This window comes from Actinoallomurus sp. CA-150999 (genome assembly GCF_050942425.1).
Taxonomy (GTDB): domain Bacteria; phylum Actinomycetota; class Actinomycetes; order Streptosporangiales; family Streptosporangiaceae; genus Actinoallomurus.
This window is the reverse complement of record NZ_CP192063.1, coordinates 2,914,642-2,934,359: the sequence shown is the minus strand read 5'-3', so window position 1 is coordinate 2,934,359 and position 19,718 is coordinate 2,914,642. Positions and strand designations below refer to the sequence as shown.

The following is a 19,718-nucleotide window of genomic DNA, read 5'->3' as shown; positions in this document are numbered from 1 at the left end:
GACCCGCTCGCCCCGTGACCGGTACGGTGCGACGGGTGCGGAGCAAAGACTATGGACGCGACGTTCTGTCCGGCGACTGGCGCCGCCCGAAGAAAGGGCAGATCCCGGAGGTCGCCGCCGAGCCCGGCCTGGTCGCCGAGGACCCGTCGAGCGGTTTCTGCGGCGCGGTCGTCGCCTGCGAGAAGGACGCCGTGACCTTGGAGGACCGGTTCGGCAAGCGCCGGGTCTTCCCTCTCGCCAAGGCCGGGTTCCTCATCGACGGCAAGCCGGTGACGCTCGTCCGTCCCGTACGGGCGGCGGGGCCCACGCGGTCGGCGTCCGGCTCGATCGCCGTGCCGAACCTCCGGGCCCGCGTCGCCCAGGAGAGCCGGATCTACGTCGAGGGCCGCCACGACGCCGAGCTCGTGGAGAAGATCTGGGGGCACGACCTGCGGGTCGAGGGCGTCGTCGTGGAGTACCTCGAGGGCGTCGACCACCTTCCCGACATCGTCGAGGAGTTCGGCCCCGGGCCGGAACGCCGGCTGGGCGTGCTCGTCGACCACCTCGTGACCGGTTCGAAGGAGAGCCGCATCGCCGCCGAGGTCTCCTCGCCGTACGTCCTCGTCACCGGTCACCCCTTCATCGACATCTGGGAGGCCGTGAAGCCGTCGGTGCTCGGCATCCCGGAGTGGCCCCGCGTGCCGCGCGGGACGTCCTGGAAAGAGGGTGTCATCGCCGCCCTCGGCTGGCGGGGCGAGTCGGGTGAGGTGTGGCAGACGATCCTCGGCCGGGTCCGCGCCTACACCGACCTGGAGCCCGCGCTGCTCGGGCGGGTCGAGGAGTTGATCGACTTCGTCACCGTCCCGCAACAGGACTGAGGACGCCGCAACCATCCCGCGCCGGCGTACGTCTCATACACTGCGACCTCTTTCGGTCACGCCCCGACATCTCCTCATGTTCCGCTAGAAGGGACACCACCAATGACCTATGGCCAGCAACCGGGCTACGGACGGCCCGGCCTCGGCGGACCGGGTTACGGCCCCGGCCCGGGAGGCCAGGCGTACGGACCGGGGCACGGAGGCCAGGGCCATGGACGGGCACCCGCCCAGGGCCACGGGTCGTCGCCGTACCCCCAGCCCGGATACGCGCCGGGAGGCTATGACCAGAGCGGGTACCAGCAGCAGCCGTACGCCGCGCCGCACGGGCAGCAGCCGCACGGACAGCAGGCCCTTCCGGCCGCGGGCTACGGCCCGCCCAAGCCCGCGAAGCGGCGCCGCGAGCCGACGCCGACCGGCGGGCCGGTCACGGACGAGGACGAACGCTGGGCCGTTCCCGCCTACGTCGGGATCTTCGTCGCCGGGTTCATCGCCCCGGCCATCGTCTACCTCCTCAAGGGCCGTTCCTCGCGGTTCGCGCGCTACCACGCGATCCAGGCGCTCAACCTGTCCATCGCGATGACCGCCTGCAACGTCGCCGCCTTCACGGTGACCTACTTCATCGGCCCGCAGGGGCTGCTCATCACGCTGGCGGTGCTGGCCATCGAGTACTTCTGCGTCGTCAAGGCCGCGATCGGCGCGAACCGCTGCGAGTGGTACCGCCTGCCCTCGATCGCCGCCTGGCCGATCCTGCGGTAGGGATGTCGTGTGAGCGAGCCACAGGACCCCCGGCCCTCTTTCGAACCGCCCGACCCGGCGCTGAACAGCCCGCCCTCCACTCCTCCCCCGCCCGCACCGTCGTGGCCGGAACCGCACGACACGCCGCCCGGCCAGCCGCCGTATGACACCGCCCCCGGCCAGCCGCCTGCGGCCGGTCCCCCGCCCGAACCGTCATGGGCGGAACCGTACGACACGCCGCCTGATGACGCCCCCGGCCGACCGCCGTATGGCGGGCCCCCGGCGCCACCAGGCCCGTACGGCACCCCGGCCGAACCCCCGATGCCACCAGGGCCGTACGGCCCGCCGACCGAGCCGCCGGCACTGCCTGGTGCGTACGGGCCACCGACCGAGCCGCCGCCACCACCGGGTGCACACGGGCCGCCGACCGGACCGTCGGCGCTGCCGGGGCCGTACGGCGCGCCGGCCGGACCGCCCGCACTACCGGGGCCGTACGGCCCGTCGACCGAACCGTCAGGGGCGTACGGCGCGCCGGCCGAGCCGCCACCGTACGGGCGGCCCTACGGCGGCCCGCCGGCAGGGCCTGGGCCGTACGGCGCGCCGCCCGGTCCGCAAGCGCACGGTCCCGGGTACGGCGGTCCTCCGCACCCGCCCGGACCGCCGTACGGCGGTCCTCCCGTCCCGTACGCCTACGGACCGCCGGCGTACGCCAACTCGGGGATCACGGCGGCCGACGACACGACGTGGGCGCTCATGGCGTACGTCGGGCAGTTCGCGATCGGGTTCATCGCGCCGCTCGTCGTCTACGCGTCGCGCAAGGACCGGTCGCCGTTCGTCCGCCAACACGGAGCGCAGGCGCTGAACCTCGCGCTGACCAGCCTGATCCTCACGTTCGGCAGCATCCTGCTGATCGTCGTCACGTTCGGGATCGGCGCGATCGTCGTCCTTCCGGTGCTCGTCGTGTACGGCGTGGCGCACCTGATCTATCTGATCATGGGCGCGGTACGGGCGAGCAAGGCCCAGCCGTACGTGATCCCGAAGTGGCTGTGCTGGCCGATGATCAAGTGATCGCGGCCCGTCAGGGCGTCAGGTCACGGACGACCGCGTCGGCCAGGAGCCGCCCGCGCAGGGTCAGCACCGCGCGTCCCGCCGCGTAGGCCTCGGCGACGAGCAGGCCGTCCGCGACCGCGCGGCGTACGGCGGCGTCGTCGAGCAGATCGAGGGGGCAGCCGTCGGCCAGGCGCAGTTCGAGCATCACGCGTTCGAACCGCCGGTCGGCGGCGTCCAGAACCTCCCGGGCGTACGCCGGCGTGGTGTCGGCCGCGAGGCGGGCGGCGTACGCGGCGGGGTGCTTGACGTTCCACCAGCGGGTGCCGCCGACGTGGCTGTGCGAGCCCGGGCCGACTCCCCACCAGTCGCCTCCGGTCCAGTACAGGAGGTTGTGCCGGCAGCGGGCGTCGTCGTCCGCCGCCCAGTTGGAGATCTCGTACCAGTTCAGCCCGTGGGCGCCGAGCGTGCGCTCGGCGGCGAGGTAGCGGTCGGCCATGGCGTCGTCGTCCGGCGCGGCGACCTCACCACGCCGCACCTGGGCGGCCAGCCGGGTGCCCTCCTCGACGATCAGCGCGTACGCCGAGACGTGATCGGGGCGGGCCTCGAGCACGGCGTCGAGGCTGGCCTGCCAGTCGGCGTCGCTCTCCCCCGGCGCGCCGTAGATGAGGTCGAGGTTCACGTGCTCGAACCCGGCCTCGCGCGCCCAGCGGACGCACTGCTGCGGCCTGCCGGGCGTGTGCGTGCGGTCGAGGACGGCCAGGACGTGTTCTCGGGAGCTCTGCATCCCGAAGGACATGCGCGTGAAGCCCGCCTCCCGGAGACCTGCGAGATAGCCCGGATCGACCGTTTCGGGGTTGGCCTCGGTGGTCACCTCGGCGTCGGCCGCCAGCCCGAACTCCTTGCCGATCGCGTCGAGGATCCGGCCCAGGTCGTCGGCGGGCAGCAGGGTGGGCGTACCGCCTCCGACGAAGACGGTCGCGACGGGGAGGTCGACGTCGCCGAGCACGCGGCGGGCGAGGCGGATCTCGGCGATGGCCGTGTCGGCGTACGCCTCGCGTGACGCGCCCCGCAGCTCGGTCGCCGTGTAGGTGTTGAAATCGCAGTAGCCGCAGCGGGTGACGCAGAACGGCACGTGCACGTAGAAGCCGAACGGACGATCACCGAGACCTTCGAGGGCGCTGCCGGGCAGCGCGCCGTCGCTGGGGACCGGATCTCCGTCGGGCAGAGTCGAGGGCACCCCTCAAGTCTGCCGCCACCGGACGGATGCCCGGGACGGCGTACGACGCCGGGGCGCGAGGGGCGGCCCGACTCGCTCACGGAACCGCAGGACGGCGGACGACTCAGTAGCCGAACTCCGCCCACACCGTGGTCGTGCCGGCGCACCGCGTCACGCCCCAGCGGTCCGCGAGGGCGTCGATGAGGAGCAGCCCGCGGCCGTGCTCGGCGTCGATGCCGGGTTCGCTCCTGCGGTGGGGTTCTCCGTCGATCACGCCGTCGTTGACGACCTCGGCCCGGATCCGGCGGTCCGCGGTGGCGAGCCTTATCGTGAACCGGCCGCCGGCTCCGCTGGGGGTGTGCCTGATCGCGTTGGTGGCGAGTTCGCTCACGCTCAGGCCGACGACATCCAGCGCGGGGTGGTGGGAGCCGAGTGCGTCCCGCACGAATCCACGGCCCGCCGCGACCGACCGCTCCGTCCCGGGCAGTGCGATCACTCCGACGAGCGTCATGGCGGCCGGGACGCACGGATCGCAGGGGTACGTCTCCGGTCGCGCTATGGCAGCATCCACAACTCCTCCCTAAAAAGACGGAACGACCTCATTCCCCTCGTAGCGGTCGAAAACCCGGATCGCCGGTTACGGTTTTTCGGACGGAGCAGATGAACGGCCCCTTATCGGCCGCGAACCCCTACCCACCCGCGGTCCGCCCTCGCCGCGGTGAGGTTCGTCACAGCGCCCCTCCCGTGAGCCTGCCTGCGTCACGAACCCCGCCGGTCCAGTCCCAGGCCGGCGGCGAGCTCCCGCCACTCCGTACGGGGCAGCCCGCTCCGGTCGTCGGTGAGCACCTGGAGGACCGCATGGTCGGCGCCCGCCTCACGATGAGCGGCGATCCGCCCCCGTACCGCCTCGACGTCACCGCACGCGACGGCCGCGTCGATCAGGCGGTCACTGCCGCCCTCGGCGAAGTCTTCCTCGGTGAAGCCCAGTCGCAGCAGGTTGTTCGTGTAGTTGGGCAGCTTCATGTAGAAGCCGAGGTGCCGCCGTGCCGTCGCACGCGCCCGCTCGAGATCGGTGTTGAGCACCACCTTGATCTCGGGGGCCAGCATGCGGTCCGAGCCGAGGATCTCCCGCGCCAGCGCCGTGTGCTCGGGCGTCACGAGGTACGGGTGGGCGCCGGCCGCGCGGTCCCGGGACAGCGCGAGCATGCGCGGCCCCAGCGCGGCCAGCACGCGCTCGGATCGCGGAACTCCTGCGGCGTCGAGCCCGTCGAGGTACGCGACCATCGCGGAGTACGGCCTGCGGTAGCCCTCGGCGAGGCCGGCGTGGCTCGCGCCCAGGCCCAGCAGGAACCGTCCGGGATGGGCCGCGGACACCGCCTTGTGCCGCGCCGCGACGTCGGCCGCTGCGTACTCCCAGATGTTGAGGATCCCGGTGGCGACGACCACCCGGGAGGTCGCCTCCAGCACCGGCTCGGCGTGGTGCACCCCCGGGCTTCCGCCGAGCCAGATCGCGTCGTACCCGAGCCGTTCGAGCTCCGCCGCCGCGTCCCGGATCTCGCCCGCGGCGTTCGGATCGTCGTTGCGCAGCCCGAAACTCCAGATGCCCACCCGGCCGACGTTCACCATCGTCTTCCTCCAACCGTCCCGGCCGACCACTGTCACGGTCAGCCTGCCCCGGTGGAGCCGATCCGAAGACGCGTCGCCGGGCGGGAGCCGCACGGCGACGCGGTGACTACTTCTTCTTCTCGGTGGCCGCCCCGGTCGACAGCGCGGCGACGAAGGCCTCCTGCGGAACGTCGACCCGGCCGATGGTCTTCATCCGCTTCTTGCCTTCCTTCTGCTTCTCCAGCAGCTTGCGCTTACGGGAGATGTCACCGCCGTAGCACTTGGCGAGGACGTCCTTGCGGATGGCGCGGATGTTCTCCCGGGCGATGATCCGCGCGCCGATCGCCGCCTGGATCGGGACTTCGAACTGCTGCCGCGGGATGAGCTCCTTGAGCTTGGCCGTCATCATCAGGCCGTACTCGCGGGCCTTGTCCTTGTGGACGATCTGGCTGAAGGCGTCCACCGACTCGCCCTGCAGCAGGATGTCCACCTTGACCAGGTCGGACTCCTGCTCCCCGCTCGGCTCGTAGTCGAGCGAGGCGTATCCGCGGGTGCGCGACTTCAGCTGGTCGAAGAAGTCGAAGATGATCTCGGCCAGCGGGAGGGTGTAGCGGATCTCTACGCGGTCCTCCGACAGGTAGTCCATGCCGAGGAGGACGCCGCGCCGGCCCTGGCACAGCTCCATGATCGCGCCGATGTGGTCGCTCGGCGACAGGATGGTCGCCTTCACGATCGGTTCATACACCGCGCCGATCTTGCCCTCGGGGAACTCGCTCGGGTTGGTGACCGTGTGCTCCTCGGCGTTCTCCATCACCACGCGGTAGACGACGTTCGGCGCGGTGGAGATGAGCGACAGGTCGAACTCCCGCTCCAGCCGCTCGCGCACGATCTCCATGTGCAGCAGGCCGAGGAAGCCGCAGCGGAACCCGAAGCCCAGCGCCAGGGACGTCTCCGGCTCGTAGACCAGCGCTGCGTCGTTGAGGCGCAGCTTGTCGAGCGCGTCGCGCAGCTCGGGATAGTCGTCGCCGTCCACCGGATAAAGGCCGGAGAACACCATCGGCTTTGGATCCTGGTAGCCGCCGAGCGACTCCGCCGCCGGGCCGGACGCGCTCGTCACGGTGTCGCCCACCCGGGCCTGACGGACGTCCTTCACGCCGGTGATGAGGTAGCCCACCTCGCCGACGCCGAGGCCGGTGACCGGCTTGGGCTCGGGCGAGATCACGCCCACCTCGAGGGTGTCGTGCGCGGCCTTCGTGGACATCATCAGGCTCTTCTCGCGCCGCGACAGGTGCCCGTCGACCACCCGCACGTACGTGACGACGCCCCGGTAGGTGTCGTACACCGAGTCGAAGATCATCGCGCGGGCCGGAGCGTCCGGGTCGCCCACCGGCGCCGGGACCGTCGCGACGATGTTGTCGAGCAGCTCCGTGACGCCCTCGCCCGTCTTGCCCGACACGCGCAGCACCTCGGAGGGGTCGCAGCCGATGATGCCGGCGAGCTCCGCGGCGTACTTGTCCGGCTGCGCGGCCGGCAGATCGATCTTGTTGAGGACCGGGATGATGTGCAGGTCTGCCTCGAGCGCGAGGTAGAGGTTGGCCAGCGTCTGCGCCTCGATGCCCTGCGCCGCGTCGACGAGCAGCACGGCACCCTCGCACGCCGCCAGCGAACGCGACACCTCGTACGAGAAGTCGACGTGGCCGGGCGTGTCGATCAGGTTGAGGACGTGGTCCTTCCACGGCAGGCGCACGGCCTGGCTCTTGATGGTGATGCCGCGCTCGCGCTCGATGTCCATCCGGTCGAGATACTGAGCGCGCATCTGACGCTCCTCGACCACACCGGTGAGCTGAAGCATGCGGTCGGCGAGCGTCGACTTGCCATGGTCGATGTGCGCGATGATGCAGAAGTTGCGGATCACCGCGGGATCGGTCTGGTTCGGTACGGGCGGCACCGGGTTCCTCAAGAAGTGGCGGATCTAGCGTCTTCCATGGTCCCATGCCGGGTGCCATGCTCCCGCCGTGCGTCGCCCGACCCGCGGACGCCCTCTCCGCGACCGGCCGGCCGGTTCGGTTTGGGGAGGGGCCGGTGGGTTGGTAAGCTGTTCCACTGCGTGTGGGCGCGACAGGTCCCGCGCCCCCATCCCATCGACTTAAGACCTGAGGCTTCTTTCGTGGCGAACATCAAGTCCCAGATCAAGCGGAACAAGCAGAACGAGAAGGCTCGCCTGCGCAACAAGGCGGTCAAGTCCGAGCTGAAGACCGCGATCCGCAAGTTCCGTGAGGCCGCTGAGGCCGGTGACGTCGAGGCCACCCTGGCCGAGCTGCGCCACGCTTCGCGCAAGCTCGACAAGGCCGTGAGCAAGGGCGTCATCCACAAGAACCAGGCTGCCAACCGCAAGTCGGCGATCGCCAAGCGCGCCGCCGAGCTGCAGGCCGCCAAGTAAGACAGATCGACGCGTCACCGACGCCGTGCCCGCTGGTGAGGGCGCGGCGTCGTTGTGCTGCCTACGCCTCGGCACCTGGTCGCAGTCGGTGAGGTCGGCCACCGGTCACCGTGAGCGCCTGCTCGGCGCGGTCACGGGTGCGTCGCGGTCATCGCCCGTTCGACGTCGGTCCAGGTCGGTGTGGCCTCCACCCAGTCCGGCGGCGAGTCGCCCTGCGGGCCGAACAGATAGAGGTGCGGCACCAGGCCTCGTAGCGCGTTGTGCACGCCGAGGCGGTCGTCGATCATGTGGGTGATGCGGAGTTCCGCGCAGTGAACGGCCTTGTCGGCGCGTTTGCGGCAGAACCGCACGTTGCAGCGCGGGATCCCCGTATGCCGGTAGAAGTCGTTGTGATCGAGCCAGTCCAGGGTGCGCCGCTGGACGCGTTCCCCGCACTTTGAGATCACCCATACCCGTCCGCCGAACCGTGTGACGAGCCGGGGCAGCACGTCGAACGCGCCGGGCGTGGGCGGAGTGCGCATCGCCTCCTCGAACCCGCCGCTCAGGAAGACGGTGTCCTCTTCCCCGGGTTCGGCCGCTCCTCCCTGGATGACCCGGCCGAAGTCGACGCCGAGACGTGGCTCTCTGATCGTGTTCATGAGGATCAGGGTGCGGTACGGGACGGTCGGCGCGAAACGGATTTATCGCCGGGCGGCCGCCTCCCGCCGGGTGGTCAGCGGCCCGCTCGGGCGGCGACGATCTGGGCGACGGCCTTCTCCAGCGCGTACGCCGGATCGGCGCCACCGCCCTTGACCTGCGCGTCGGTCTCGGCGACCACCTGCAGCGCCCGCGCCACCCCGGCCGGCTCCCAGCCGCGAAGCTGCGCGCGCACCCGGTCGACCTTCCACGGCGGCATGCCGAGCTCCTTGGCCAGCCCGGCCCCACGCAGGCCGCGCGGCGCGCCGCCGACCTTGGCGAGGGAGCGCACCCCTTGGGCCAGCGCACTCGTGATCAGCACGGGCGCGACGCCGGTGGCCAGCGCCCAGCGGAGCTGTTCGAGGGCCTCGGCGAGCTTCCCCTCCACCGTCCGGTCGGCCACGGTGAACCCGCTGACCTCCGCACGTCCCCGGTGGTAGCGGGCGACGGCCTCGTCATTGATCCGGCCGCCCGTGTCGGCGACGAGCTGGCTGCACGCGCTGGCCAGTTCCCGCAGATCCGTGCCGACCGCGTCGAGGAGGGTACGGGCGGCGTCCTCTCCGATGCTGCCACCGGCCCGGCGGACCTCGGCACGGACGAAGCTCACGCGATCGCCGGGCCGTGTGATCTTCTGGCAGGTGACCTTACGGGCGCCCGCCTTGGTGAACGCGTCGAGCAGTGCCTTGCCCTTGACGCCGCCCGCGTGCACGACGACCAGGTCGATGTCGTCGGCCGGGTTCGCGGCGTACCGCCCGAGTTCGGCGGCCAGGTCCTTGCCGAAGTCCTGGGCCGAGCGGAGGACGACCACGCGCCCGCCGCCGAACAACGAGGGCGACGTCAGCTCCGCCAGGGCCCCCGGCGCCAGGGTGGCCGGGGTCAGCTCGTGGACCTCGACGTCGGGCTCCCGGGCACGGGCCGCGGCGACGACGTCGCCGATCGCCCGGTCGACGAGCAGCTCCTCGTCACCGACGACCAAGGTGAGACGTTCCGAAGACACGCAAGCAGCATGCCATGTCGCGGCATGCCGTATGGCCCGCCCGCGGCCGTCAGGACGGGACGTCCCACCGGTTCGGGCGGAAGGCGACGGCGCGCATGTCGCCGATGTCGTCGTTCTTCGGGTCACCCGGTAGCCCCGTCAGCCGGGCGAGGGCCCACCAGGTCAGCGGACGGACCTCCTTGTACTCGACGAGCACGGCCCGGCGCTCCTCGTGGGACAGGAAGCGATGCTCCGGCTCGAGGAGGCGGAGATGCCCGATGCGGATCTCGAGGGCACGGCCCGCCCGGAGGTTCTTCACCCAGTCGGCGCCGTTGCCGCACCCGGAGAACACGATGACCTCGCCGGTCTCATGGTCGAGCTTCACGACCTCCAGCACGGCCTCGCGGCGCAACCCGCTCAGCCGCCCCTGGTGTGCGAGATAGAGGAACCGCTTTCCTAGGAGGAAACCGAGGTCCCGGTGGTAGAACCACAGCGGGGTACGCGCGACGCGGGGCAGGAATCCGTGCGGTTGGGGGACTCGGGACATTCCTCGGCGCATTGTCCAATGATGCCCGGTGATCAGGACATCTCGGCACAGGCGAACGGTGTCGATACGCAACCGGGATGCCCCGCGCGGCCTTCCGCCGGACGACGGTGCGGCAGGCTCCAGGACCCTGTCTGCGGCCCGACGGACTCCGGCCCTGCCGAGGGCGCAGCAGGCTCCAAGGCCCGCCGGCGGCCCGACCGACCCCAGCCACACCGACGGCACGGCGGATTCCAGGGCCTGCGGACGGCGCGAGGCGGCTCCCCGCAATCGGCCGCGTCGCGGCCGCGGTGGATGGGCGGGCCGCTCCGGTCGAGTCCCCGCGCCCGGATCGGTCGGGTCCGGAATCCACGGAGCCGCCCGTGGGTTGTTCGAATGTGCTCGAACTCAATGACGTACGCCTGTCCGTGCTCGACCTCGTACCGGTGGACACGCAGACCACCCCCGGTGCCGCGTTGCGAGCCAGCATCGAGTTGGCCCGTGCGGTGGAGCGCCTCGGATATCACCGGTTCTGGGTCGCCGAACACCACAACATGCCCGGCATCGCCAGCTCCTCGCCGCCGGTCCTGATCGCGCATCTCGCCGAGGCGACGTCCACGCTCCGGGTCGGCTCGGGCGGGGTGATGCTGCCCAACCACGCGCCTCTGGTCGTGGCAGAGCAGTTCGGCATGCTCGAAGCACTGCACCCGGGCCGCGTCGACCTCGGCATCGGCCGGGCGCCCGGCACCGATCAGGCCACCGCGTACGCGCTGCGGCGGACCGCCGACCTGGACGTCGAGGACTTCCCACGGCACCTGGCGGAGTTGAGGGCGTTCCTCGCCGGTTCCTCCCTCGGCATCCGGGCGGTGCCCGCGGGCGAGAACCCACCGGAGATCTGGCTGCTGGGTTCGAGCGGCTACAGCGCGCAGCTCGCGGGTGCGCTCGGGCTGCCGTTCGCGTTCGCCCACCATTTCAGCGCGCGGTTCACCGAGCCCGCGCTGGAGCTGTACCGCTCGACGTTCCAGCCGTCCGAGTCGCTGTCCCGTCCGCATGTCATGGTGACCGCCGCCGTCGTCGGCGCCGAGACGGACGAGGAGGCGGAACGGCTGGCCGCTCCCATGGGCCTGTCGATGCTGCGGCTCCGGGCCGGCAAGCCTGGTCTGCTGCCGACGCCGGAGGAGGCGCTGGCCCACCCGTACACGCCCCAGGAACGCGAGGCCATCGGCGCGATCACGGGGTCGCACGTGATCGGCGGCCCGGAAACGATTCGCAAGGGGCTCCTCGAACTGCTGGACCGCACCCAGCCGGACGAACTGATGATCTCCACGAACGTCGGTGATCCGGCCGCACGACTGCGCTCGTACGAGCTGGTCAAAGAGGTCCTCACCACGGGTGGATCGCAGGATCTGGCCGCCGTCTAAGGCCGTTTCATCGGGACCAGGGGCCTAATCCGATTAGGCCCCTGGCCTCTTCACCACATAAAGACCGACGAACATACTGACCGTCTGATCCGGTCGCGCATCGCGGGGAATGGCGCACGTCGAAAGGTCTTCGTGGTGAAATTCAAAAGCTCCGGCCGTCGCCTGAGCCCGCTTCTCGTCGTCGCGGCCATAACGTCGCTGACCGCTTGCTCGTCTCCGGCAGAGCCGTCCTCGGCGACCGCACCCGCACGCGCCGGCGAGGGGTCGACGAATGTCTCCGCGGTGAAACTCGACGTCAAGCCGCGGGAGGTGGCGGCCGTCAAAGAGGTCGAGACATACGACGATGTGCCGACGATGACCGCTTCATCGGACCTGGTGATCCGCGGCCGTGTCACCCGGATCACTCCCGGCCGCCACATCGGCAGCAGCGGCATGGACGGGCAGCGCGTGCGGGACGTGGTGATCACGGTCGAGCAGGTCTTCCTCAACAAGACCGGCACCACGCCGGCCACGGTGACGCTCGACGAGTGGGGCTGGGACGACCGCGGGCACGGCTTTCAGATCGAAGGCGTCACCTGGAGCAAGACCGGAGACGAGAACTACTACTTCCTCCGGAGGATCGACGAGGGACCGGCGCGGTTCCGGCTGGTCAGCACGCAGGGCCGCGTCTCGGCCAAGAGCTCTCGACTGACCCCGACCGCGGCGGAGGACAACCCCATTCACGAAGCGGTCGAGAGGCAGTCGGAGACCGCCTTCCGTACTTCCTTGCGAAAGGCCTCCGACAACTATCGCGCCGGCCGCCTCCGCGCCGTCCCGGTGCCTCGATAGCGAACGCCAAGACCCAGTCGATCCTCACGGAAGGCGCATGACGATTATGCGAATCTCTTCGGCGCGCATCGCGGCCATCGCCGGCTGCACGGCGGTCATCGCGGTGTTCGGGGCTCCGGCATCTTATGCGGACCACCAGTTCAAGGGTTCGGGACTCCCGGACAACAAGACCCAGGACTTCCAAGGGCACAGCCTGACCGCCAAGGGCACGGCGGCGATGAAGCACGGCAAGCAGCAGCTGGAACGCAGCAAGATAACGACGAAATGGGGAAGTGGCGACATCCACTTCTTCGACGGGAAGTATGGAAACACCGGCTGGTTCGGCCAGACACGGTGCGAGGTTCGTAACGGTCCGAAGTGCGGAAGCTTCAGCATCCATTTCAACCAATCCGCGATGGGGTCCCGCTCGACGAGCGCCTGGGAGAGCCTCGGCTGCCACGAGGTGGGCCACACCGGAGACCTCGGCCACCGGAAGAGCAACAAGTCCTGCATGATCGACGGCAACTCCTTCCCACGGAACTACGACTCGCACGACATCTGGGCGATCAACAAGACGGTCTGACGCCGTCGCCCAAGCGAACCGCAGGCGTCTCGTCAGCGCCTACTGCAGGCGTCTCGTCGGTGCCGACCATCGGCGAGGCGCACGCGACTCCCCCGGACCGGGCTACCGGCGACGCGCATGCCGGGTGTTCAGTCAGCCGCGTGAGGCCGCGGAGGGGCCGTGCTGCGGTGGGTCCGTGTTCGGCGGCTCGTCCCGGCGGTCGCCACGGGACGGCCGCGGTGACGGCGGCTCGTCCCGGCCATGGGTGCGGGCAGAGGCACGCCGACGCTGGGCAGGTCCGACTCCGCAGCGCCGACCGCCGACGACGTGCACGCACCCCCTCGGCGCGGCCACCGGCGATGTACACGCGACCCTCGGGGCCACCGGCGATGTACACGCGACCTTCGACGCGACCGCCCGCGACGCGCATTCGACTCGTCGGCAGCCGCCACCGGCAACGTGCACACGACTCGGCGATACCCGCAACCGGCGAACATGGGGGCGACTCGGCGACGCCGACCGCGGACGACCTGCACACGACTTGTCGGCGGCAGCCACTGGCGCCGCGCACGCCGGCCAGCGTGGACTCGGCGGTGGTGCCCGGCCCTCCCGGAGCGGCCTCACACACCTCACGCGGCGGGACATGAGCCGCATGATCTCGTCATCCGGATCTCGGTCGCCGGGTGACGACCGTGGGGCCGTCGTGGGAGCCGATGACGGCGATGTCGCCGTCGCGGTCCGTGCGGTAGCTCCGCAGACCGAGGCGGGCCAGCAGGGCCATCGTCGCGGGCGCCGGATGACCGTAGTCGTTGTCCGCCCCGACCGATGTGACGGCGATCCGCGCATGCGCGGCGGCCAGGAAGTCGGGATCCTGGTGAGACGACCCGTGATGCGGAACCTTCAAGATGGTGACCTGAGGCATCCCGGCGGCCAGCAGTCTCCGCTGTGCCTCGGTCTCGACGTCTCCGCAGAGGAGCGCACTCAGGCCCGGCCAGCGGGCGAGGAGCACCACGCTGGCATCGTTGACCAGCGTTCCGGGGTCGCGGGTCGAGACTCGCAGGGTGGTCAGGGGGCCGATGACGCCGAGCGTCAGCGGTCCGACCGTCCAGACGTCGCCGACGCCCGCCGGGCGGACCCGCCTCCCGGCGAGCAGACGGCGCTCCTCCCCCTCGCTGTCCGGGCTGATCACGGTCTCGCCGACCGCGCGCCCGCGCAGGACGCCGCGCACGCCGTCCACGTGGTCGGCGTGCGGATGGGTCAACACGAGCAGCGGCACGGTGCGGATCCGAAGGTCACTCAGGCAGCGGTCGATCGGCCCAGGGGCGGGACCGGTGTCGACGACCACCGCCCGGCCGGGCCCCGCCGCCAGCACGAGCGCATCGCCCTGGCCGACATCACAGGCCACGAACCGCCAGCCGCGTGGCGGCCAGCCAGGTGCCCAGACGTGGACGATCAGGGCCACGGCGGCGACCCCGGCCATCGCGGCGGCGGCGACCCTGCGCGCGCCGGGCCGGCGCAGGGTGAGCGCGCCGACGATGAACACGCCCGCCAGCAGCGCCGCACCGACGGGCCCGGCCGGCCAGGCGACCGCGGCGTACGGCGCGCGGGCGCACACCCGTGCGACGCCTGCGATCCAGCCGACCGCCAGCCCGGCCGGTACGACGATCCACCGGGCGATCGGCAGGGACATCGGCGCGACGGCGGCGGCCAGCACACCGAGCAGAGTCGCGGGCCCCACCGCCGGAGCGGCCAGCAGGTTGGCCGGCACCGCGACCAGGCTCACCTCGCCGTCGAGCAGGACGAGCACCGGTGCGCAGGCGACGTGCGCCGCGGCGGACACCGCCAGTGGCTCCGCCAGCATGCCGGCCACGCGGCGAAGGACACGCCCGGGCACGCTCCCCGGCAGCCGCCGGGCCAGGCTCCGCCGCCACGGGGGCGCAAGGATGAGAATGCCGGCGGTCGCCAGCGCCGAAAGCGCGAAGCCGTACGAACGGGCGAGCCCCGGGTCGAGCAGGACCAACACGAGGACGGCCGCGCAGAGCGCCGGGACCCCACGGCGCTCCCGACCGGTCACGACGGCGAGCAGGGCGACGGAGCCCATGACGGCCGCGCGCAGGACGCTCGGCGACGGTCGTGCGACGAGGACGAACCCGAAGACCGTCGCCCCGGCGAACAGCGGAAGGGCGCGACGGCCCAGCCCCGTGAGACGGCCCGCCATCAGAACGGCGCCGATCAGCAGGGAGAGATTCTCGCCGCTGACCGCCATGAGATGCGTGAGCCCGGCCTTCTCGAACGCGTCGGCGAGCTCAGGGTCGAGAAGCGACGTGTCACCGTCCACCAGACCGGGCAGTACACCGCGCTGGTCGGCCGGGAGCCGGCCCACCGCCGCCCGCAGCCGTGATCGGATGACGCTCGCCCACCGCTGCGGGAGCGACGGCCGGCCAACGACCGTCGGCGGCCCTCGGACGAGGCCGATGGCCGCGAGCAACTCACCGCGGCGCGGGACGACGAGCCGCGCGATTAAGCGGACGTGCTGACTCGGCACCAGCGGTTTCCACGCCTCGTCACCCGCGAGCAGGAGAACGGGCACCCGGACCCGCCGCCGATCGACCTCCTCCACCCGCACCGGCACCAGCACGGTCGTGCGCCGACGCGCCGACCCCGCCTTCACCGACACCGCCGGGTCGCCGGTCACCACCGCGTCGAGGGAGGCCGTTGCCTCCCTCGACGCCAAGGCCCGGACCGGCCCGGACCCCACCGCGGTCAGCCGGAACCCCACCCCCACCGCCGACGCCGCGACGCACACCAACGCGCCCACCACGACCCGCCGAAAGGCCACACGTCCCAAGGCCGAGCGCCCCCCAGCCAGCTGGTCCCCGGCCGGCAAGTCCGCGGCTGGCAAGTCCGCGGCTGGCAAGTCCGCGGCCGACAGATCATTGGCCGACACGCCCCGGAGCGACCCGCCCACGGTCGACCCACCCGTGACAGATCCACCCACAGTCGACCCACCCCCGAGCGACCGGCCCCCAGCCGACAGGTCCCCAGCCGGCAAGTCCGTAGCCGACAGATCATTGGCCGACACGCCCCCGACCGACCCGCCCACAGTCGACCCACCCGTGACCGATCCACCCACAGTCGACCCACCCGTGACGGACCCACCCACAGTCGACCCAGCCCTGAGCGACCCAGCCCTGAGCGACCGGCCCATGATCGCCCCGTCTCCCCTCAAGCGACCTCCGGTCAACCGGGCCCATGTCAACCTGTCTCTGGCCAACCGGGCCAAGGCGCCGGCGACGTAGGAGGTCTGGTCTCGAGCCGAGATGGCCGCCAGGAGCACCGCCCCGAGGGCCGCGACCGCAGCAGTCGCGTACGCCACGGCGGCCTCGGTCCCGAGCAGCACGAGGGCCGCCAGCCAGGCACCGACCGCCGGGGCGGCCAGTCGCAGGTCGTGACCGCCGCCCGTCGGGTGCCCGGTCCCGGCCCCCTCACCGTCCCCCGATATCGGGCCACCGACCGCCCCGCCATTCCCCAGAAGCGAGCCCTCGACCGCTCGACCGTTCCCCAGCAGCGCACCATCTGCCAGTGGCCCCTCCCCCTCCGCCCCACCGTTACCCAGCACCCGGCCGCCGACCGCTCGACCGTTCCCCGGCAGCGCACCAACTCCCGGTGGCCCCTCTCCGGCCACCCCACCGTTCCCCCGCACCCGACCCTCCACGGCTCCGTCGTCCTCCGACAACCCTCACCTGCCAGCGGCCCGCCTCCCGGACGCCCCACCGTTACCCAGCACCCGCCCCCCGACCGATCCCCGGCAGCGCACCAACTCCCGGCGGCCCGTCTCCGGCCGCCCCACTGTTCCCCCAGCACTCGGCCCTCCGCCGCTCCGGCATTCCCCTCCAACACCCGTCACCTGCCAGCGGCCCATCCCCACCCGCGCCGCTGATGCGCAGGGCCCGGCCCGGCTCACACGGCGGCACGTACAGCGGCGACGCCGTGGCCAGGACGCGGTATGACCTGGTCGACGAGGGTCGCGGCGAGCCGGAGCGAGCTCACGTCTCTGCCGGTCGGTGAACGTGTTGGGATCGCCTTCTCCGGTGGCCTCGACACCTCGGTAGCGGTCGCGTGGAAGCGGGCGAAAGGTGCCGTGCCGCAGCGACTCCGGCGCCTGGCGGATTGCGACGTTCCGCGTGGAGACCGACGCCGGGCTCCCCAGCACACGCCCCTCCACCGCTCGCAACACCAGGCTTCCGACCGCTCCGCGGTGCCGAGCACTCGACCGCCCGACCGTTCCCGGCACCCCGGCAACCGCCGGCAGTGCATCCCCGGCTGCTCCGCCGTTCCCCGGCATCGGCACCGGGCCGCCTGCCCGCGCAGCCCGACCGCCCAGCCGCCCGCAGGCGCCCCGACCTCGGTCGGTGCCTCGCGGCCCCGATTCGGAAAGGGCCTGAACCATCCGTGGTGGGGTGCTCATACGGTCACCAGCCCTTTGAGGTCCCCGAACTTGGCGGCTCCGATACCGGACACCTGACGCAGCTCGTCGACCGAACGGAACGGTCCGTGCTGGGCGCGGTAGTCGACGATGCGCTGGGCCAGCACCGGACCCACGCCGGGGAGCTGGTCGAGTTGGGCGGCACTGGCGGTGTTGAGGTCGACCGGCGTACCGCCCGGAACCGTGGCGCCGGGCGGCGCCCCGGGTGGGGCGGCGGGCGTGGGCGGGGCGTCCACTCCGACGAGGATCTGCTCACCGTCCACGACGCGGCGGGCCAGATTGAGCGTGCCCGTCTCGGTGCCGGGCCGAACCCCGCCGGCCGCCTTGATCGCATCGATGACGCGGGCGCCGGCGGGCAGGCTCACCACGCCCGGATGCCGTACCTTCCCGGCGACGTCGATCAGCACCGGCGACAACGAGGAGGTCGGTGCGGCGGGGCTCGGCGCCGACGCGTCCGTCGGGGCGGACCGGTGCGCAGCGGGACTGACGACGACCGGTGGGGCCGACCGGGGCTCCGGACGCGACCACCAGAGGTACGCACCCGCCACGAGCGCCGCGACGAGGCCGACGACCGCCAGCACACGGATCCCCGGGACGCCCGGGTCGAGCCGCACCCGTCTCCCGGGGTCCTGGGGCGAGGCGTGTAACACCGCTCCCGGCGGTCGCGGGTCCGCGTCGTCGGGCCCGAACGACTGCGGCGGACGGAAGACGTCACGTAGTCGATCAAAGGCGCTGCCATCGGAGCTGGACATGAGCCCGACGCTAACGGAGCGATGACCCACCGCGACCACCTCGATGCGAACTGTGGATAACTCGCTACGAGCGGCGAGAGAACGGCGAGAGAACGGCCAGGCGGACCGGGCCGAGTGCGCGATGACCGGCCTCTCTCCGGCGGGGAGTCGCGCGGACCTCATGGGACGATCTGTGATCGATGCCGTTGACGACTCCTCGAATATGAGTCATGAAGAGTAGGTCGGCCGGGGAACCGGATATCTAATCCTGTGGTCTAATTCCGGCGTGAGCGACACCTGGCCTGCGATCGGAGTCCGATGAGCGAGAACCGCATCGACATGCTGTTGAACGGCTCATCCGATCGGACGGCGGGCGCCACCTCTAACACCGGATCCGCGAACCCCTCCTGGACGAACTCCCAGGGAGGAAGCGTCCAGAACACCACGCCCGACCGATACACGGTCCCGAGCGGGACGGACGCCGGAAAGGGCGAGCTGCCGTCCGACTCCGACGCACAGGTGTACGTCGACGGGAACGAGGTCGCGGCCGGTGACGACGGCCTGAACGTCGATGTCCTGGCCGATGGCTCCGCAAAGGTGTCCCATGCCGGCACCGCTTCGGACGCGGGCGGCACCGGGCAGCACGCGGGCGGCACTGAGAAGGGCCACGGCCGGCAGAGCGACGGTCAGCCGGGAGCCGAACACGCTCACCACGGTGACGGTTCGTCCGGCAAGGACTTCACGAACGGTGTGTCGAACACCGACCACCCTTCCGGCAAGGACTTCACGAACGGCGTATCGAACACCGACCACCCTTCCGGCAAGGGACACGACCAGCAACCGCAGCACATCAAAGGTGAGGGCCCGCACGCCGCCGAGGCGGACGTCTCCGAGCACGGATTCGGGAAGCACGCACCGCAGGTCGTCACCACCAAGAACCCCGACGGCAGCCTCGACGTCCTGGTCCGCAAGGGTCCGCACAACCCGCACGACATCCGCGTCCACGTCGATCCCGGCAAGCACGTCAAGATCGACCTGTCGCGCGGCAAGCACGGAGACGTGAAGGTCAAGGTCGACAAGGCCAAGCCGGGTGACGGTACGTCAAAGGACGGTAAGGGCAAAGCGCCCGGAACCGACCCGAAGGGCAAGGACGCGACGGGCCAGGACGGCAAGGGCAAGGACGATGCAGCCTCGCCGAAGACCCCGTCGGCCGGGGGCGGCAGCCCTTCCGGAGGCGGTGGCAGCCCGTCCGGGGGCGGCGGTCCATCGGGGGGCGGTGGCCCTTCGGGAGGCGGCGGCGGTAACCCGACCACTCAACAGCCGCGTGCGGGCGGCGGGCAGCGCAACGGCGATCCTCGGGCGATCAGGAAGCTCGGCGACGACATCGACCGCGAGGCGGGCGGGACGATGGACACCGCTCACGAGAAGGCGTCCAACATCAGCGTGAGCTGGCCGGCGTTCGGCGTGCTCGGTTTTCCGCTGAACATGGCGCACAACACCGTACGGAACAGCGCGGCCACCTACGCGCAGCAGGGCCGGTCCATGCTCACGAGCTGGCAGAAGACTCTCGGCACGAACGCCCAGACGTGGCAGGACGGCGAGAACGCCAGCACCGTCCAGCCGCCACAGTGACG

At 71.4% G+C, this 19,718-nt stretch carries 17 protein-coding genes; 8 read left to right on the top strand and 9 right to left on the bottom strand.

The window, feature by feature from the left end; all coding sequences use genetic code 11:
• Positions 1-35 precede the first annotated feature (35 nt).
• The 3 genes from ACQP2O_RS13950 (at position 36) to ACQP2O_RS13940 (ending at position 2,660) form a co-directional block, all read left to right on the top strand.
• On the top strand, positions 36-857 hold the full coding sequence (locus ACQP2O_RS13950; protein WP_433183938.1) for a DUF3097 domain-containing protein: 822 nt from the start codon (positions 36-38) through the stop codon (positions 855-857).
• Positions 858-959: 102 nt separating this feature from the next.
• Positions 960-1,613, top strand: coding sequence for a DUF4870 domain-containing protein (locus tag ACQP2O_RS13945; RefSeq protein WP_433183935.1), 654 nt, complete (start codon positions 960-962; stop codon positions 1,611-1,613).
• Between the two features lie 9 nt (positions 1,614-1,622).
• Positions 1,623-2,660 (top strand): DUF4870 domain-containing protein, encoded by a 1,038-nt coding sequence (locus ACQP2O_RS13940; RefSeq protein WP_433183933.1) that lies wholly within the window; start codon positions 1,623-1,625, stop codon positions 2,658-2,660.
• A gap of 10 nt (positions 2,661-2,670) precedes the next feature.
• Here ACQP2O_RS13940 and hemW read toward each other — a convergent pair whose 3' ends face one another.
• From hemW to lepA, 4 genes are all read right to left on the bottom strand, one after another.
• Complete coding sequence (gene hemW, locus ACQP2O_RS13935) at positions 2,671-3,879, bottom strand: radical SAM family heme chaperone HemW (protein WP_433183931.1); 1,209 nt, start codon at positions 3,877-3,879, stop codon at positions 2,671-2,673.
• Positions 3,880-3,982: 103 nt separating this feature from the next.
• Positions 3,983-4,429 (bottom strand): ATP-binding protein, encoded by a 447-nt coding sequence (locus ACQP2O_RS13930; RefSeq protein ID WP_433183929.1) that lies wholly within the window; start codon positions 4,427-4,429, stop codon positions 3,983-3,985.
• Between the two features lie 188 nt (positions 4,430-4,617).
• On the bottom strand, positions 4,618-5,484 hold the full coding sequence (locus ACQP2O_RS13925; protein ID WP_433183926.1) for an LLM class F420-dependent oxidoreductase: 867 nt from the start codon (positions 5,482-5,484) through the stop codon (positions 4,618-4,620).
• Between the two features lie 106 nt (positions 5,485-5,590).
• Positions 5,591-7,411, bottom strand: a complete 1,821-nt coding sequence (gene lepA / locus ACQP2O_RS13920) for a translation elongation factor 4 (RefSeq protein ID WP_433183923.1) — start codon at positions 7,409-7,411, stop codon at positions 5,591-5,593.
• A 219-nt stretch (positions 7,412-7,630) separates the two neighbouring features.
• On the opposite strand from lepA, the gene rpsT reads away from it, so the two are divergent.
• Positions 7,631-7,903, top strand: a complete 273-nt coding sequence (rpsT, locus tag ACQP2O_RS13915) for a 30S ribosomal protein S20 (RefSeq protein WP_345431584.1) — start codon at positions 7,631-7,633, stop codon at positions 7,901-7,903.
• A 131-nt stretch (positions 7,904-8,034) separates the two neighbouring features.
• On the opposite strand, the gene ACQP2O_RS13910 is transcribed toward rpsT, so the two are convergent.
• The 3 genes from ACQP2O_RS13910 to ACQP2O_RS13900 all read right to left on the bottom strand — a co-directional run bounded on the left by ACQP2O_RS13910 (position 8,035) and on the right by ACQP2O_RS13900 (position 10,101).
• A complete protein-coding gene (locus ACQP2O_RS13910) occupies positions 8,035-8,541 on the bottom strand; it encodes a hypothetical protein (protein ID WP_433183920.1) in 507 nt (168 codons plus the stop codon).
• 74 nt (positions 8,542-8,615) lie between these two features.
• Positions 8,616-9,575: a DNA polymerase III subunit delta gene (holA, locus tag ACQP2O_RS13905; protein WP_433183917.1), complete on the bottom strand. Its 960-nt coding sequence runs from the start codon at positions 9,573-9,575 to the stop codon at positions 8,616-8,618.
• Positions 9,576-9,624: 49 nt separating this feature from the next.
• Positions 9,625-10,101: a hypothetical protein gene (locus tag ACQP2O_RS13900; protein ID WP_433183914.1), complete on the bottom strand. Its 477-nt coding sequence runs from the start codon at positions 10,099-10,101 to the stop codon at positions 9,625-9,627.
• A gap of 359 nt (positions 10,102-10,460) precedes the next feature.
• On the opposite strand from ACQP2O_RS13900, the gene ACQP2O_RS13895 reads away from it, so the two are divergent.
• From ACQP2O_RS13895 to ACQP2O_RS13885, 3 genes are all read left to right on the top strand, one after another.
• Complete coding sequence (locus ACQP2O_RS13895) at positions 10,461-11,498, top strand: LLM class flavin-dependent oxidoreductase (RefSeq protein ID WP_433183911.1); 1,038 nt, start codon at positions 10,461-10,463, stop codon at positions 11,496-11,498.
• Between the two features lie 282 nt (positions 11,499-11,780).
• On the top strand, positions 11,781-12,326 hold the full coding sequence (locus ACQP2O_RS13890; RefSeq protein WP_433183909.1) for a hypothetical protein: 546 nt from the start codon (positions 11,781-11,783) through the stop codon (positions 12,324-12,326).
• A 37-nt stretch (positions 12,327-12,363) separates the two neighbouring features.
• The gene (locus ACQP2O_RS13885; RefSeq protein WP_433183906.1) at positions 12,364-12,888 is read left to right on the top strand and encodes a hypothetical protein; all 525 of its coding nucleotides are present in this window, start codon (positions 12,364-12,366) and stop codon (positions 12,886-12,888) included.
• Positions 12,889-13,528: 640 nt separating this feature from the next.
• On the opposite strand, the gene ACQP2O_RS13880 is transcribed toward ACQP2O_RS13885, so the two are convergent.
• Positions 13,529-15,355, bottom strand: coding sequence for a ComEC/Rec2 family competence protein (locus ACQP2O_RS13880; RefSeq protein ID WP_433183903.1), 1,827 nt, complete (start codon positions 15,353-15,355; stop codon positions 13,529-13,531).
• A 1,976-nt stretch (positions 15,356-17,331) separates the two neighbouring features.
• Positions 17,332-18,105 carry a helix-hairpin-helix domain-containing protein gene (locus ACQP2O_RS13875; protein ID WP_433183900.1) on the bottom strand — a complete coding sequence of 258 codons (774 nt, stop codon included), beginning with the start codon at positions 18,103-18,105 and terminating at the stop codon, positions 17,332-17,334.
• Positions 18,106-18,402: 297 nt separating this feature from the next.
• Here ACQP2O_RS13875 and ACQP2O_RS13870 point away from each other — a divergent pair, with 297 nt between their 5' ends.
• Positions 18,403-19,716 (top strand): hypothetical protein, encoded by a 1,314-nt coding sequence (locus ACQP2O_RS13870; protein WP_433183897.1) that lies wholly within the window; start codon positions 18,403-18,405, stop codon positions 19,714-19,716.
• The last annotated feature ends 2 nt before the right edge of the window (positions 19,717-19,718 follow it).